This window comes from Pseudomonas sp. KT_2_4, from assembly GCF_041410225.1.
Lineage (GTDB): Bacteria > Pseudomonadota > Gammaproteobacteria > Pseudomonadales > Pseudomonadaceae > Aquipseudomonas > Aquipseudomonas paracarnis.
This window is the reverse complement of record NZ_CP166962.1, coordinates 2,510,560-2,525,239: the sequence shown is the minus strand read 5'-3', so window position 1 is coordinate 2,525,239 and position 14,680 is coordinate 2,510,560. Positions and strand designations below refer to the sequence as shown.

Annotated in this window: 14 protein-coding genes, 1 tRNA gene and 1 pseudogene; 15 read left to right on the top strand and 1 reads right to left on the bottom strand. The window is 59.1% G+C overall.

What is annotated here, in order from left to right; genetic code table 11:
• Positions 1-121 precede the first annotated feature (121 nt).
• The 15 genes from ybgC to AB9N64_RS11580 all read left to right on the top strand — a co-directional run bounded on the left by ybgC (position 122) and on the right by AB9N64_RS11580 (position 14,515).
• The gene (gene ybgC / locus AB9N64_RS11650; protein ID WP_014719714.1) at positions 122-577 is read left to right on the top strand and encodes a tol-pal system-associated acyl-CoA thioesterase; all 456 of its coding nucleotides are present in this window, start codon (positions 122-124) and stop codon (positions 575-577) included.
• A gap of 1 nt (position 578) precedes the next feature.
• Positions 579-1,274, top strand: coding sequence for a protein TolQ (tolQ, locus tag AB9N64_RS11645; RefSeq protein ID WP_003193865.1), 696 nt, complete (start codon positions 579-581; stop codon positions 1,272-1,274).
• A gap of 23 nt (positions 1,275-1,297) precedes the next feature.
• Positions 1,298-1,750 carry a protein TolR gene (gene tolR, locus AB9N64_RS11640; protein WP_161793227.1) on the top strand — a complete coding sequence of 151 codons (453 nt, stop codon included), beginning with the start codon at positions 1,298-1,300 and terminating at the stop codon, positions 1,748-1,750.
• Positions 1,750-2,823: a cell envelope integrity protein TolA gene (gene tolA / locus AB9N64_RS11635; protein WP_003193863.1), complete on the top strand. Its 1,074-nt coding sequence runs from the start codon at positions 1,750-1,752 to the stop codon at positions 2,821-2,823. The genes tolR and tolA overlap by 1 nt, the downstream gene beginning before the upstream one ends.
• A gap of 17 nt (positions 2,824-2,840) precedes the next feature.
• On the top strand, positions 2,841-4,121 hold the full coding sequence (tolB, locus tag AB9N64_RS11630) for a Tol-Pal system beta propeller repeat protein TolB (RefSeq protein WP_032874245.1): 1,281 nt from the start codon (positions 2,841-2,843) through the stop codon (positions 4,119-4,121).
• Between the two features lie 55 nt (positions 4,122-4,176).
• Entirely contained in the window at positions 4,177-4,677 is a 501-nt protein-coding gene (pal, locus tag AB9N64_RS11625; RefSeq protein WP_003193861.1) for a peptidoglycan-associated lipoprotein Pal, read from the top strand.
• Positions 4,678-4,683: 6 nt separating this feature from the next.
• Entirely contained in the window at positions 4,684-5,514 is an 831-nt protein-coding gene (gene ybgF / locus AB9N64_RS11620; RefSeq protein ID WP_014719713.1) for a tol-pal system protein YbgF, read from the top strand.
• Positions 5,515-5,678: 164 nt separating this feature from the next.
• Complete coding sequence (gene queE, locus AB9N64_RS11615; protein WP_020302705.1) at positions 5,679-6,326, top strand: 7-carboxy-7-deazaguanine synthase QueE; 648 nt, start codon at positions 5,679-5,681, stop codon at positions 6,324-6,326.
• Between the two features lie 123 nt (positions 6,327-6,449).
• Positions 6,450-6,525: transfer RNA gene (locus AB9N64_RS11610), tRNA-Lys, on the top strand.
• A gap of 583 nt (positions 6,526-7,108) precedes the next feature.
• Positions 7,109-8,803, top strand: a complete 1,695-nt coding sequence (gene leuA / locus AB9N64_RS11605; protein ID WP_371360274.1) for a 2-isopropylmalate synthase — start codon at positions 7,109-7,111, stop codon at positions 8,801-8,803.
• A 1-nt stretch (position 8,804) separates the two neighbouring features.
• Complete coding sequence (locus AB9N64_RS11600; protein ID WP_014719710.1) at positions 8,805-9,545, top strand: helix-turn-helix domain-containing protein; 741 nt, start codon at positions 8,805-8,807, stop codon at positions 9,543-9,545.
• Positions 9,546-9,755: 210 nt separating this feature from the next.
• A complete protein-coding gene (locus tag AB9N64_RS11595; protein ID WP_371360272.1) occupies positions 9,756-11,258 on the top strand; it encodes an efflux transporter outer membrane subunit in 1,503 nt (500 codons plus the stop codon).
• Positions 11,255-12,427, top strand: a complete 1,173-nt coding sequence (locus tag AB9N64_RS11590; RefSeq protein WP_073845694.1) for an HlyD family secretion protein — start codon at positions 11,255-11,257, stop codon at positions 12,425-12,427. The genes AB9N64_RS11595 and AB9N64_RS11590 overlap by 4 nt, the downstream gene beginning before the upstream one ends.
• Positions 12,420-13,967 (top strand): MDR family MFS transporter, encoded by a 1,548-nt coding sequence (locus AB9N64_RS11585; protein ID WP_339231590.1) that lies wholly within the window; start codon positions 12,420-12,422, stop codon positions 13,965-13,967. Before AB9N64_RS11590 ends, AB9N64_RS11585 begins: the two co-directional genes overlap by 8 nt.
• An 86-nt stretch (positions 13,968-14,053) precedes the next feature.
• Entirely contained in the window at positions 14,054-14,515 is a 462-nt protein-coding gene (locus tag AB9N64_RS11580) for an SRPBCC family protein (RefSeq protein ID WP_102666483.1), read from the top strand.
• A 36-nt stretch (positions 14,516-14,551) separates the two neighbouring features.
• Here the strand turns inward: AB9N64_RS11580 and AB9N64_RS11575 are convergent.
• Positions 14,552-14,638: pseudogene (locus AB9N64_RS11575) on the bottom strand (outer membrane lipoprotein carrier protein LolA); the annotation flags it as partial.
• Positions 14,639-14,680: the final 42 nt, after the last annotated feature.

Genomic DNA, 14,680 nt, shown 5'->3' with positions numbered 1-14,680 from the left:
TTTATCTGAGCTTTGTGCTGTCCCAGTGTCTGGCGTCGTCATTTGATTCACTGCAAAAGCGTTCAGGAATGAAAAAACAGTTGCCCAGCCAATTGGCAACCTGAGGAGTAAGCACTAGAGTATGCGCGCGCAAAACGGGGATCAGTCGTTCGCACATCGCTGTCGCGTTTATTACGAGGACACCGATGCCGGCGGCATCGTTTATTACGTCAATTACCTGAAATTCATGGAACGGGCTCGAACCGAGCGGCTGCGGGAGTTGGGTTTTGCCCAGTCCGAGCTTGTAGGCGAGGACCTGTTATTCGTCGTGCATTCCAGCGAGGCGCGGTATTACGCGCCGGCGCGACTGGACGATGAGTTGCTGGTCAGCGCTGAAGTCATCGAATTGAACCGTGCCAGCCTGCGTTTCAAACAGCAGGTCAGGCGGGCCACGGATGCAACGCTGCTCTGTGAGGGGCAGTTCCTGGTGGCGTGTGTGCGCACCAACAGCTTGAAACCTCGGGCCATTCCCGAAACTCTACGCGCGGCCTTTGCCGCCGTGAGCGGCGCGGGTCAACAATCAAAGCAGGAGATTTAGCGTGGAACCTACCGTCGTCGACCATTCCTCCATGTGGAGCCTGGTCAGCAATGCCAGTGTCGTGGTTCAACTGGTCATGCTGACACTGGTAGCCGCATCGGTTACCTCTTGGGTCATGATTTTTCAGCGCAGCAACATGTTGCGCGCCGGTCGACGTGCCCTGGAGAGCTTTGAAGAGCGCTTCTGGTCGGGTATCGACCTGTCCAAACTGTACCGCCAGGCCGGCAGCAACCCGGACCCGGATTCGGGCGTCGAGCAGATCTTCCGTGCCGGCTTCAAGGAGTTCTCGCGCCTGCGCCAGCAGCCGGGTGTCGATCCTGAAGCGGTGATGGAAGGTGTGGCCCGTGCCATGCGCGTGGCCATCTCCCGCGAAGAAGAGAAACTTGAGCAGGGCCTGCCGTTCCTCGCCACCGTGGGTTCCGTCAGCCCGTATATCGGCCTGTTCGGTACCGTGTGGGGGATCATGAACTCCTTCCGCGGCCTGGCCCAGGCGCAGCAAGCCACACTGGCCACCGTGGCCCCGGGTATTGCCGAAGCCCTGATCGCCACCGCGATCGGCCTGTTCGCCGCTATCCCCGCAGTAATCGCCTACAACCGTTTCGCCGCAACCAGCGAAACCTTGATCGGCCGTTACTACACCTTCGCCGATGAATTCCAGGCGATCCTGCACCGTAAAGTGCACACCAGCGAAGAATAAGCAGGTAATTCCCAATGGCTTTAATCGCTCGAGCTCGCAAAAAGCGCAAGCCGGTCGCCGAGATGAACGTAGTGCCTTACATCGACGTGATGCTGGTGCTGCTGGTGATCTTCATGGTGACCGCGCCGATGCTCAACCAGGGCGTGAAGGTTGATCTGCCCAAGGTTTCCAGTGAAGCCTTGCCGCAGGACAACAACACTCAGGTCCTGACCATTTCGATCAAGGCTGACAAGACCTATTACTGGAACCTTGGCAGCGAAGTCGACACGCAAAAGCAGCAGGACAAGGCCCTGACGTTGCCGGCCATGACCGATGCTGTGACCAAGATCATTCGCTCCGGCAACGAAGGCGGCAAGCACACCCAGGTGTTTATCCGGGGTGACAAATCGGTCGACTACGGCTCCGTCATGGGCGCCATGGGCGGGCTGCAGAAGGCCGGCGTCGGTAACGTTGGCTTGATTACCGAGGCGCCCTGATGCAGCAACAGCGAGAGCCGTCCGCCTCGGAAAGCTACTTCTGGCCTGGCGTGTGGGCAATAGCCCTGCACGTCCTGGTGTTCGGCATGCTGTTTGTCAGCTTTGCCATGACTCCGGACCTGCCGCCAGCCAAGCCGATCGTGCAGGCGACCCTGTATCAGCTGAAATCGAAAAGTCAGGCCACCACCCAGACCAATCAGAAGATTGCGGGTGAGGCCCAGAAGTCGGCTGCGCGCCAGACTGAAGTCGAGCAGATGGAACAGAAGAAGGTCGAGCAGGAAGCGGTGAAGGCTGCTGCGGAACAAAAGAAAGAAGAGGCGGCTCAAAAGGCCGAGGAATCGAAAAAGGCTGACGAAGCCAAGAAGGCCGACGAGGCGAAAAAGGCTGATGAAGCCAAGAAAGCCGAGAAAGCTGCCGAAGCCAAAAAGGCCGAAGAGAAACAATTGGCTGATATAGCCAAGAAGAAATCGGAAGAAGAAGCCAAGAAGGCTGCCGAAGAAGAGGCCAAGAAAAAGGCCGCTGAAGAAGCCAAGAAAAAGATAGTCGAAGACGCGAAGAAGAAAGCCGCCGAAGACGCCAAGAAAAAAGCTGAAGCAGACGAGGCGAAGAAGAAAGTCGCCGACGAAGCGAAGAAGAAAGCTGCCGCCGACGCCTCCAAGAAAAAGGCCCAGGAAGCAGCACGCAAATCCGCCGAAGAGAAAAAGGCCCAGGCCCTGGCAGATTTGCTTTCCGACACGCCGCAGCGTCAGCAAGCCTTGGCCGATGAGCGTGGTGATGAAGTCGCGGGCAGTTTCGACGACCTGATTCGGGCGCGGGCAGCGGAAGGCTGGACACGTCCACCTTCGGCACGTAAAGGCATGACAGTAGTGCTGCAGATCGGCATGTTGCCGGACGGTACGGTGACTTCGGTCAGCGTGGCCAAGTCCAGTGGTGACGGTTCGTTCGACAGTTCGGCGGTTGCCGCGGTCAAGAATATTGGCCGGTTGACCGAGATGCAGGGAATGAAACCAAGTGACTTCGCTCCCTATCGTTCATTCAAGATGACATTCACACCTGAGGATCTAGCCTTGTGAGAAACCTTCTTCGAGGAATGCTTGTCGTTATTTGCTGTATGGCAGGGATAGCGGCGGCGGATGAAAAGAACATCCTGGTTACCAGCGGCAGTGATCGGGCCACACCGATTGCGGTAGTTCCGTTCGGTTGGCAGGGCGGCAGCGTGCTGCCGGACGACATGGCCCAGATCGTCAGCGACGACCTGCGTAACTCCGGTTACTACGCGCCGATTCCAAAAGGCAACATGATCAGCCAGCCAACCCAGGCCAGCGAAGTCATCTTCCGTGACTGGAAGGCCGTCGGTGCCCAGTACCTGATGGTCGGCAGCATCACGCCGGCCGGCGGTCGCCTGCAGATCCAGTACACGTTGTTCAACGTGGCCACCGAGCAGCAGGTGTTGACCGGCAGCGTATCGGGTACCGCCGAGCAACTGCGCGACATGGCCCACTACATCTCGGACCAGTCGTTTGAGAAACTCACCGGTATCAAAGGGGCGTTCTCGACGCGCCTGTTGTACGTCACCGCTGAGCGCTTCTCGGTAGACAACACCCGCTACACCCTGCAGCGCTCGGACTATGACGGTGCACGTGCAGTGACCTTGCTGCAGTCCCGTGAGCCAATCCTGTCGCCGCGCTTCGCGCCGGATGGCAAGCGTATTGCCTACGTATCGTTCGAACAGCGTCGTCCGCGCATCTTCGTGCAGCACATCGATACTGGCCGTCGTGAGCAGATCACCAACTTCGAAGGCCTCAACGGTGCGCCAGCCTGGTCGCCGGATGGTTCGCGCCTGGCTTTCGTGCTGTCCAAGGACGGTAACCCGGATATCTACGTGATGAACATGGCCTCGCGTCAACTCTCGCGTGTGACCAGCGGCCCGGGCATCAACACCGAACCGTTCTGGGGTAAGGATGGTTCGACCATCTACTTCACCTCCGACCGTGGCGGCAAGCCTCAGGTCTACAAGGCAAATGTGAACGGCGGCGGTGCGGAACGTGTGACCTTTATTGGTAACTACAACGCCAACCCCAAGCTTTCGGCCGATGAAAAGACGTTGGTGATGATTCACCGTCAGGATGGTTTCACTAATTTCCGGGTTGCGGCCCAGGATTTGCAGCGCGGAACCGTAAAAATCCTTACAGATACCAACCTTGATGAGTCAGCCACTGTTGCGCCCAACGGCACCATGGTAATCTACGCCACCCGCCAGCAGGGCCGGGGAGTCTTGATGCTCGTGTCCATCAATGGACGCGTAAGGCTCCCACTTCCTACCGCACAAGGCGAAGTCAGAGAACCATCCTGGTCCCCTTACCTGAACTGACGCGGCGCTACAAAAAGAAGTACTTAACACACTGGGGTTCATTAGGAGTTTCACGATGGAAATGCTGAAGTTTGGTAAGTTTGCTGCTCTGGCTCTGGCTCTGTCCGTAGCCGTTGGTTGCTCCTCTAAAGGCGGCGACAATGCCGGTGAAGGCGCAGCTGTTGATCCAAACGCTGGTTACGGCGCCAACACTGGTGCGGTCGACGGCTCCCTGAGCGAAGAAGCTGCTCTGCGCGCAATCACCACTTTCTACTTCGAATACGACAGTTCGGACCTGAAGCCAGAAGCCATGCGCGCTCTGGACGTTCACGCCAAGGACCTGAAAGCTAACGGCGCTCGCGTTGTTCTGGAAGGTAACACTGACGCCCGTGGTACTCGTGAGTACAACATGGCACTGGGCGAGCGTCGTGCGAAAGCCGTTCAGCGCTACCTGGTACTGCAAGGTGTTGCTCCAGGCCAACTGGAACTGGTTTCCTACGGTAAAGAGCGTCCAGTTGCAACTGGCAACGACGAACAGTCGTGGGCTCAGAACCGTCGCGTCGAACTGCGTAAGTAATTCGTCATGCGAACGTGCCGTCGTGCTCTGACTGTATTGGCTCTCAGCTTCGCACCGCTTGCGGTGTGGGCTGCGGTTCCTGTAACGGATAGCAACTCAGGCTATAACAATAGCGGGAGCAGTTATCCGCCAGCAGGTTATGGCACGAACGGCGCCTATGCGGGGGGAGCGGCTACGTCCGCTCCCTCGGCACAGGGCGAGCTGTTCAACCAGCTGCAACGCATGCAGGATCAATTGGCCCAGCAACAAGGCGCCATTGAAGTGCTGCAGAACCAGGTGAACCAGCTCAAGCAAGAAGGCCTGGAGCGTTACCAGGATCTTGATCGTCGTATTGGAGCCGGTGTTGCACCTGCCGCTACTCCTGATAATTCTGCTGCCGGTGGCGCGCCAAGCGCCGCTGCCGGTGGCGCAGCAGCAGGGGCCGCCGCGGCTGCCCCTGCCGCCAGCAGTGAACCGGGTGATCCGGCGAAGGAAAAACTGTATTACGATGCAGCCTTCGACCTGATCAAGGCCAAGGATTTCGATAAGGCCAGTCAGGCCTTCACCGCTTTCCTGCGCAAGTACCCCAACAGCCAGTACGCGGGCAATGCCCAGTACTGGTTGGGTGAGGTCAACCTGGCAAAGGGTGATTTGCAGGGCGCGGGCCAGGCTTTTGCCAAGGTCAGCCAGCTGTACCCCAAGCACGCCAAGGTGCCGGATTCGCTGTACAAACTCGCTGACGTAGAACGCCGCCTGGGTCACACCGACAAGGTCAAAGGCATTCTGCAGCAGGTGGTTGCCCAGTATCCGGGTACCTCCGCGGCGCAGTTGGCCCAGCGGGACCTGCAACGCTTGTAAGCAATGCAGCCCGTTCAGAAGAAACCCGCGCTTGTCGCGGGTTTTTTCGTTAGAATCCACGCCCTTTTATGAAACACGCTTCCTGGGGTTGACGCGTTGGCGCAATCCCTTGAAGTGCCTGACGGAGGCGGACAGCCTGTTTAGCTGTTACGCCCGTGGCGACTATGCAAGACACATTACGTATTACCGAAGTCTTTTACTCGTTGCAGGGTGAAACGCGCACTGCTGGCCTTCCCACCGTATTCGTACGGCTCACCGGCTGCCCATTGCGTTGCCAATACTGCGACAGCGCCTACGCCTTCAGCGGCGGTACCGTGCGCACCCTCGACGACATCCTGGAACAGGTTGCCGGCTACCGGCCGCGCTACGTCTGCGTGACGGGCGGTGAGCCATTGGCGCAACCCAATGCCATCCCATTGCTCAAGCGGCTGTGTGACGCGGGTTACGAGGTCTCACTGGAAACCAGCGGCGCCCTGGACATCTCTGCGGTCGACCCGCGTGTCAGCCGAGTAGTCGACCTCAAGACCCCGGACTCTAAGGAAGCCCACCGCAACCGCTACGAGAACATCGACTTGCTGACGGCCAACGATCAGGTCAAGTTCGTCATCTGTTCTCGCGACGATTACGACTGGGCCACCTCCAAGCTGATCCAGTATGGCCTGGAGCGTCGTGCGGGCGAGGTGCTGTTCTCGCCCAGCCATCACGACCTGAACGCCCGGGAGCTGGCCGACTGGGTAGTGGCGGACAACCTGCCGGTGCGCCTGCAATTGCAGCTGCACAAGTACCTGTGGAACGACGAGCCAGGGCGCTGATCAGGCGGCTGCGAGAGGCGTTCTACCCACCGAATTACCGTTCAAATGCGTTTTTTCTGATTTATTTCAAATAAGGTGTTGAATAATCCTTAGAAATCAGTATTATACGCGCCACCACACAGCGGGTCGTTAGCTCAGTTGGTAGAGCAGTTGGCTTTTAACCAATTGGTCGTAGGTTCGAATCCCACACGACCCACCATTTTTGGCGGTTTAGAAAATCCGGAAGGCCCACGCAAGTGAGGATTTCCGGGTTTTTTTTTGCCTGTTATTTGGCATCACCGACTGGACGGTGAGCCGTCCCTTGCTCAGATTCCCGCTCTCGTCCAAAAAAAAAGTCCTGTCAGTACTTTGAAAGAGCGAACTATAGAAAAGGGCTCAGCTAATCGGCTGATATGAATAAAGAAAAATAAAAAGGACCGACCTTGATTCACGGTGACCTGTCCCGTCCTGTGCGTAACCCACAGGTATCAAATCACGTGTGTTTAGAAATCCCGAGAGCCTCACACCAGTAAGGCTCTCGGTTTTTTTTTGCCGTCAGAAATGTTTTCCCTGGCTCCTTGCCGGTAACTCGTGCTTTTAAGTCTTCGATTGTTGACTTTCATGCCTTTGCGCAATTTTTTTTGGTTTTTTCAGTCTGCTTGGGTTTTTTTTGGTTTTTCTTATTCCACAAACTCAACAACGCAATTTGTATCAAACTATGTTCGTTTAGTATTGGATCCAATCAGTCGGCATCGCCGACGGTGTGTCTGACACAAACAAACTGCTGAAAAAGGAGAAACGCCATGATGCTCAAGGACCCTTCCCGCAAATATCGCCACTTCACCATGGTCAACCTGCCGGATCGCACATGGCCCAGTACTGTCCAGGTTGCCGCTCCTACCTGGTGCAGTGTGGATATGCGCGATGGCAACCAGGCGTTGATCGAGCCGATGAATGCCGAGCGCAAGCGGCGTTTCTTCGATTTGCTGGTGAAGGTCGGTTTCAAGCAGATCGAGGTGGGCTTTCCTGCCGCTTCGCAGACCGACTTTGACTATGTCCGTGAGCTGATTGAAAGCGGTGCGATTCCTGATGATGTGACGATTCAGGTCATGACCCAGGCGCGCAGCCACCTCATCGAGCGCACGTTTGAGGCGTTGAAGGGCGCGCCTCGCGCCATCGTGCATGTTTACAATGCGACGGCGCCGGTGTTCCGGGACGTTGTCTTCAATGTGGACAAGGCGGGCTGCATCGAGATTGCTACCCAGGCAACTCGGGAGATCAAGCAGCACATGGACGCAAACCCCGATACGCAGTGGACGTTCCAGTATTCCCCGGAAACCTTTTGCTTCACCGAGCTGGATTTTGCACTGCAGGTGTGTGAAGCGGTGACAGATACGTTCGGCCCGACCCCGAGTAACAAGATGATCCTGAATCTGCCTACCACTGTGGAGGTGTCTACCGCCAATGTCTTCGCCGACCAGATCGAATGGTTCTGCCGGCACTTCAGTCGCCGGGACAGTGTGGTCATCAGCGTGCATCCGCACAATGATCGGGGCACTGGGGTCTCCACCGCGGAGCAGGCGTGCCTGGCTGGTGCCGAGCGTGTCGAGGGCACGTTGTTCGGTAACGGTGAGCGCACTGGCAACGTAGATATCCTCACGTTGGCGATGAACCTCTACACCAGCGGCATCGATCCGCAGTTGGATTTCTCCGACATCCTGCACGTCCAGCGTGAGGTGGAATTCTGCAATCAGTTGCCGACCCATCCTCGTCACCCTTACGCCGGTGAGTTGGTGTTTACCGCATTCTCCGGCTCGCACCAGGACGCGATCAAGAAAGGCTTTGCGGCGCGCCAGGCCAATCCACAGGGCATGTGGGAAGTACCGTACCTGCCTATCGATCCTGCCGATATGGGCCGTAGCTATGAAGCGGTAATTCGCGTAAACAGCCAGTCGGGCAAGGGGGGCGTGGCCTATCTGTTGGAGCAGCACGGCATTGTGATGCCGCGTCGCTTGCAGATGGAGTTCAGCAGCCTGGTACAACAGGAAGCGGATGGCTCCGGCCAGGAAATCAGTGGCGAGATGATCCTTGCCTGCTTCACCCGGCATTACCTGGAGCAGGGCAAGCCTTACGCGTTACGAGCCCCCAAACTGGTGAGCGAGGGCGATGTGACTTACCTGGAGGCCACCCTTGAACAAGGCACACAGCGCATCGACTTGAGTGGCGAGGGCAACGGCCCGCTTGCGGCGCTGGTCGATGCGTTTGCCCAACGTGGCATTCATTTTGATATCGCCGATTACCACGAACATGCCACCCGTGACGGTGCCCAGGCTGAGGCGTTGGCCTATGTGGAAATTCGCGTGGGCAACCAGTTGCTGTTCGGCGCCGCTCGTGATGGCAGTAGCCTTCTCGCTTCCCTCAAAGCGGTCACCAGTGCGGTCAATCGTGCATCGCGCCTGGGCTTGCTCAGCCTGGTGAATGCTGCGGTGCCGTCCTGAGATGAACGCGCATACCGCATTGGCGGCACTTGCCGGTAATTATGGCCACGGTGACATCGTGGCCTCGCATCGACATGACGAAGGCCAACTGGTCTACGCCATCAACGGTGTGATGCTTGTGTCGGTGGAGGAGACCACCTGGGTGGTACCTTCCGGGCATGCGCTGTGGGTGCCTTCAGGTTTGGAGCATCAGATCCGCATGACCGGCGAAGTGCGCATGCGCACTTTGTTGATCTCGCCGGGAGCGCACCGTCGTTTGACGGAGGAATGCGAGGTCATCAGGGTTTCACCCTTGTTGCGCGAGCTGATTGTGGCTGCGGGCGATGAGCCTGACAGCCAGGCGGCGTCGTTGCGTCATGTGCAGATTGTGGAGCTGATTTTCTCGGAACTTGACCGTGCGCAAAGGGTGCTGGCTCACGTGCCGATACCGGACGAGCCGAGGCTCAAGTCACTGTGTGCGGACTTTATCGACAACCCTTCTCAGGAGTCGAAACTGGAGAGTTGGGCGGTGCAGCTCAATATGAGTTCACGCACCCTGGCTCGGCTGTTCCAGAAAGAGTTGGGCATGAGTTACGGCGAGTGGCGCAAGCGCACGCGGCTGCTGCTCAGCATGCAGCGGCTGGCCAGTGGTGCTTCCATCCTGGAAGTGGCATTGGAGCACGGTTACCAGAGTCCGAGTGCATTTACCGCGATGTTCAAACGCACCATGGGCTACACCCCGAGTAACTGTCGCTTGGTCTGAATCTACCTGGCGATAGCACCACCTCCTTTTCAACATGGCCCCGCCTCCAGGCAGGGCCATGTTTACCTGTGCCTGGTGTATGGAGCCTGCGGCGCAGAGGGCGCGCCGGCACATTGTCCCAATCGAAACGATGGTTGTCTGGAACTCGGGAGATGCGCAACCCGTTGCTCTCTTACCCTGCGTCTCTACTTGGCATTCTGGATTTCTTCGATGGGTTCGCCTTCTCTTTTCCCACGGCATTGCCGTCTTTCGCTGCTTGGCATGGCGGTGGCGTTATTGGCGGGTTGTTCGTCCTGGGTCGCCCATACACCGGCACAGCCACATCCGGAACGCATCAATGCCCTGAGTCACCTGCCCCAAGGTGTCTCGGCCCAAGCGTTACCTGAGCGCTGGTGGCAGTTGTACAACGATCCGCAACTCGACGCGCTGGTGCAAAAGGCCCTGCTGCACAACCGCGACCTGGCGGCGGCCCAGGCCCATGTGCAGGCGATGCTGGCCGGGATCCAGCAGGCCGATGCCGAGCGCTGGCCGTCCACCCAGGCGTCGCTGGGGGCCGCTTATGGCAAGACGGCCGATGACCAGACGCTGGCCAAGGCCACCGATAGCCATGCGCCGTCAGAGTGGGCATTCAACCCAGGCTTCGAGCTGGCTTATCAAGTGGATGTGTGGGGCCAGGTTCAGCGCACCATTGAACGTGCCCACGTGCAAACCGCAGCGGCGCAGGATGCCGAAGACTTGCTGCGCATCACGGTCGTGGCGCAAACCACTCGCGCCTATGTGAATGCCTGCGCCCTGGGCGCGCGTGCCAAGGTCCAGCGCCATTCGTTGGACGTGGTCGCGCATAGCCTGGCGTTGACCGATCGCCAGCGCCAGGCCGGTGTGGTGACAGACCTTGAATACAGCCGCATGCAAGCCCTGCAAGGCGAAACCCAGGCGCTGCTGCCGATGTTGGAGGCGCGTCGACAAGCCGCGCTCTACGAATTGGCCATGCTGACGGGCGTCGCTGATCTTGAACAAGGCTCTGGCGCCGCAACGTGTGAAGTGGTGCCACAACTCAATGCCGAGTTACCGGTGGGCGATGGCTGGCAATTATTGGCACGCCGCCCTGACGTCCGGCAGGCCGAGCGCGCGTTGCAGGCGGCCACGCTGCAAGTGGATATTGTCCAGGCCGACCTGTACCCCAAGGTGACGTTCGGTGCTTCAGTGTCCTCCTCGGCCAACAAACCTCATGAGCTGGGGGACAGCCGTGCGGTGATGTTCGGCATCGGCCCGCTGATTACCTGGCAGTTCCCTAATTGGCAGGCCAACCGCGCGCGAGTCAAGCAGGCACGGGCACTCGAGCAGGTGGAGGTCGCACAGTTCGAGGCCAGCGTCCTCAAGGCCCTCAAGGAGGTGCGCCAGGCCCTGGCGTTGTACGACGGCGAGCGGCAGCGCCACGCGGCCTTGAGCCGGGCGCTGGACAGCAGCCGCCAAGCCTACAAGTTGGCCCAATTCAACTATGACGCAGGTTCTATCAACTTTCTCGACGTGCTGGACAGTGAGCGAGAACTGATCCGCTTGCAGGCCACGCGCGCCGACGCCGATGGCCAGTTACTGCAACGCCAGATCGGCCTGTTCCGTGCCCTTGGCGGCGGTTGGCAGTCCGGCGCCGTCGAAACCCCGGCCGCTGCGCCCACCCATGCGTCCATCCCTTCTTCCGGTACCCAGCCATGAATATCGCCGTTGATGAAAAAACTGCAGTCCAGGACGAGCAGGAGAATGTGCTCGAGCAACTCATGCATGCGCGTAAGCAACGGCGAAAAAGGAACCTGATCCTGCTGGGCGGCGCCGCGCTGTTGATCGCGGCGGTGGTGTTCGGCGTGTATTGGATGACCGTCGGCCGCTACCTGGAGCAGACCGATGATGCGTATGTGCGGGCCGACTGGATTCCCATCAGCCCGAAGGTCTCAGGCTACGTGGCCGAGGTGATGGTAGAGGACGATCAGCCGGTCAAGGCGGGGGATGTGCTGGTGCGCATCGAGGACCGTGACTACCAGGCCCGTTTGGCACAAGCCCGCGCAGAACTGGCCGAGACCCAGGCCTCGGTGGCGGCGCAAGAGGCCAACTTGAAAGTCACTGACAGCCTGATCGCCCAGCAAAAGGCCGGCGTTGCCCAGGCTGAGGCTCACGCCCGCAGTGTGGCCGCTGAATTGCGCCGCGCAAGTCTCGACCAGCGTCGCTACGAAGGTTTGGTGCGCGAACACGCCGCCAGCGCACAGCGTCTGGAAACGGCCGCCGCCAGTTACACCCAGGCCAACGCTGCGGTGGAAATTGCCAAAGCGATGCAGCTGCAACAGGAAACCCGCTTGACCGTGGCCGTCACCCGCCGCCAACTGGCCCAGGCCTCGCTCCAGCAACAGATAGCCCGGCGCAGCCAGGCTGAGGCGCAGTTGAACCTGGCGACGCATGCCCTGGAAGACACCTTGATCCGCTCACCCATTGACGGTGTGGTGGGGCAGCGCAAAGTGCGTACCCGCCAATACGTCGCGCCAGGGTTGCCGCTGCTGGCGGTGGTGCCCTTGCAACAGGCTTACGTCGTGGCCAACTACAAAGAAACCCAATTGCGCGATATGCGTGCCGGCCAACCGGTGGATATCAGCGTCGACAGTTATTCGGGACGCAAGCTCAAAGGCCATGTGGTGAGCTTCTCGCCAGGCTCCGGGGCGGTGTTCGCACTGTTGCCGTCGGATAACGCCACCGGCAACTTCACCAAGATCGTGCAACGCTTTCCAGTGAAAATCGTCATTGATGAGCATGACGAAGGCGGACCTATCCTGCCGGGCATGTCGGTCATCACCACGGTGGACACCCGCCCAGATAAGCAGGGCGCTGCACATGACTGAATCGGCTGAAAAGAGCGTCTCCTTTCGCGCCTGGGTGGCCGTGATCGGTGGGCTGTTCGGTTGTTTCATGGCCGGCATGAACGTGCACGTGACCAGCGCCGCGCTGCCGGAGATCGAAGGCTCCCTGGGGGCGACGTTCGAAGAAGGCTCGTGGATTTCCACCGCCTACCTGGTCGCGGAAATCGTCATGATCCCGCTGACCGCCTGGTTGGTGCAGGTGTTCTCTCTGCGGCGTGTGATGCTCGTGGGCTCGTTTGTGTTTTTGGTGGCGTCCATTGCCTGCTCCTGGGCACCCAACCTGCAAGTGATGATCATCATTCGGGTGATCCAGGGCGCCGCCGGCGCAGTGCTGATTCCCTTGTCATTCCAGCTGATCATCACTGAACTGCCGCCCAGCAAGATCGCGATGGGCATGGCCTTGTTCGCGCTGTCCAACAGCGTCGCCCAGGCCGCCGGGCCGTCCATTGGTGGCTGGCTGACCGATGCCTATTCCTGGCGCTGGATCTTTTACCTGCAACTGGCCCCCGGCATTCTCTTGCTGTTGGCGGTGGCATGGTCGATCGATGCCAAGCCCATGCAGTTGAGCCTGCTCAAACGCGGCGATTGGGGCGGGATCATCGCCATGATCGTCGGCCTGGGTGGCTTGCAGATCGTGCTGGAAGAAGGTGGCCGCAAGGACTGGTTTGGCTCCGATTTCATTGTGTGGATGTCACTGGTGGCCGGCGTGGCCCTGGTGTACTTCGTGCTGTCGCAGTTGTATGGCAGTCGCTCCTTCATCAACCTGCGCCTGCTCAAGAGCTACAACTTCGGCGTGGCCAGCGCAGCGATGTTCATCTTTGGCGGGGCGACTTTCGGCCTGGTGTTCCTGGTGCCCAATTACCTGTCCCAACTGCAGGGCTACAACGCCCGGGAGATTGGCATCAGCCTGATCGCCTACGGCATGGTGCAACTGGTACTGGCGCCGTTCATGCCACGCCTGATGCAGTGGCTCAACCCGAAACTGATGGTCGCCAGTGGCTTTTTCATCATGGCCCTGGGGTGCTACCTCGGCGCGCACCTGGACGTGGACAGCGCCGCCAACGTGATTATTCCGTCCACCGTGGTACGGGGCATCGGGCAGCCGCTGATCATGGTGGCGCTTTCCGTGCTCGCGGTGTCTGGCCTGGCCAAAGATGAAGCCGGCTCCGCCTCGGCCTTGTTCTCCATGCTGCGCAACCTGGGTGGTGCCGTGGGTACCGCGGGCCTGACGCAGATCGTGGCCATGCGCGAGCGCTTTCACTCTGAGCGGGTAGGGGAGTCGATCACGCTGTTTTCCCCGTCCTTTCAGGAGCGCCTGCGCGCCAGCATGGCTGACAGCGAGGCTTTTATCTTCAACCAGCTATTACCCGCTCAACAGCAGGTCCTTGAGGGCTTGATCCACACCGTGCGTCGTGAGGCGTACCTGATGGCCTACAGCGATGCGTTTTATGTGTCCTGTATTGCGTTGATCGTGTGCGGGGTAGCAGCCTTGGCATTACGGCAGTCAGCCAAGAGCGGATAACCACGCCAAGCAGGTGTTGAACTTGTACAGCCCACTGCATTTGGTAGGCGCCCACTATCCGCCCTTCGGAAAAAAGGAGCTCTCTCATGCAACAACCCGATACCCTGGTTCGAAACCCGGTGGGCAACCCTGTCGTCGCCAGCGTCAGCGTGAAGGGCGATGCTCGCAGTGTGTGGAGTGTGGTCGGAGATTTCGCCGGTTTCGCGAAGTTTATTCCGGCCTTGTCTCATATCGAGATGACGGGCGAGGGCGTGCGTTCGGTACGCAAAAAGCTGTTCAAGGACGGCAATGTGGTGATCGAGCAACTCAACAGCCATGACGACCAAGCCATGACCATGACCTGGTCGCTGATTTACACCTCGCTGAACATCGGCAACCTGTGGGCGCTGATGGAGGTGGTGCCACAAGGCCCGAACCAGAGCCTGGCGACCTGGACCATCATTGGTCAGCCCTACACGGGCGGCAAGGAAGACGTACCGGCGTTCGAAGCCTTCCTGCAAGGCTTTGCCGATGACGCGATGAAGAACGTACAGGCACTCTTCAACTGACATGACGCGCAGGCTGGCACGCTGAGAATGTGCCTAGCTAGGAGCGAGCTTGCTCGCGAAAAACCTGAGGGCGCCGCGTACTCTCAACATGCCAGCGTCATCGTTAACGTCTTTCGCGAGCAAGCTCGCTCCTACAGTGGGGTGGGCCTTCCCCGACAGTGCCCA

Excerpts from the sequence above, each read along its gene's own strand:
- ybgC (WP_014719714.1), top strand. The coding sequence starts at position 122 with ATGCGCGCGCAAAACGGGGATCAGTCGTTCGCACATCGCTGTCGCGTT.
- tolA (WP_003193863.1), top strand. The coding sequence starts at position 1,750 with ATGCAGCAACAGCGAGAGCCGTCCGCCTCGGAAAGCTACTTCTGGCCT.
- tolB (WP_032874245.1), top strand. The coding sequence starts at position 2,841 with ATGCTTGTCGTTATTTGCTGTATGGCAGGGATAGCGGCGGCGGATGAA.
- pal (WP_003193861.1), top strand. The coding sequence starts at position 4,177 with ATGGAAATGCTGAAGTTTGGTAAGTTTGCTGCTCTGGCTCTGGCTCTG.
- ybgF (WP_014719713.1), top strand. The coding sequence starts at position 4,684 with ATGCGAACGTGCCGTCGTGCTCTGACTGTATTGGCTCTCAGCTTCGCA.
- queE (WP_020302705.1), top strand. The coding sequence starts at position 5,679 with ATGCAAGACACATTACGTATTACCGAAGTCTTTTACTCGTTGCAGGGT.
- leuA (WP_371360274.1), top strand. The coding sequence starts at position 7,109 with ATGATGCTCAAGGACCCTTCCCGCAAATATCGCCACTTCACCATGGTC.
- AB9N64_RS11600 (WP_014719710.1), top strand. The coding sequence starts at position 8,805 with ATGAACGCGCATACCGCATTGGCGGCACTTGCCGGTAATTATGGCCAC.
- AB9N64_RS11595 (WP_371360272.1), top strand. The coding sequence starts at position 9,756 with ATGGGTTCGCCTTCTCTTTTCCCACGGCATTGCCGTCTTTCGCTGCTT.
- AB9N64_RS11590 (WP_073845694.1), top strand. The coding sequence starts at position 11,255 with ATGAATATCGCCGTTGATGAAAAAACTGCAGTCCAGGACGAGCAGGAG.
- AB9N64_RS11585 (WP_339231590.1), top strand. The coding sequence starts at position 12,420 with ATGACTGAATCGGCTGAAAAGAGCGTCTCCTTTCGCGCCTGGGTGGCC.
- AB9N64_RS11580 (WP_102666483.1), top strand. The coding sequence starts at position 14,054 with ATGCAACAACCCGATACCCTGGTTCGAAACCCGGTGGGCAACCCTGTC.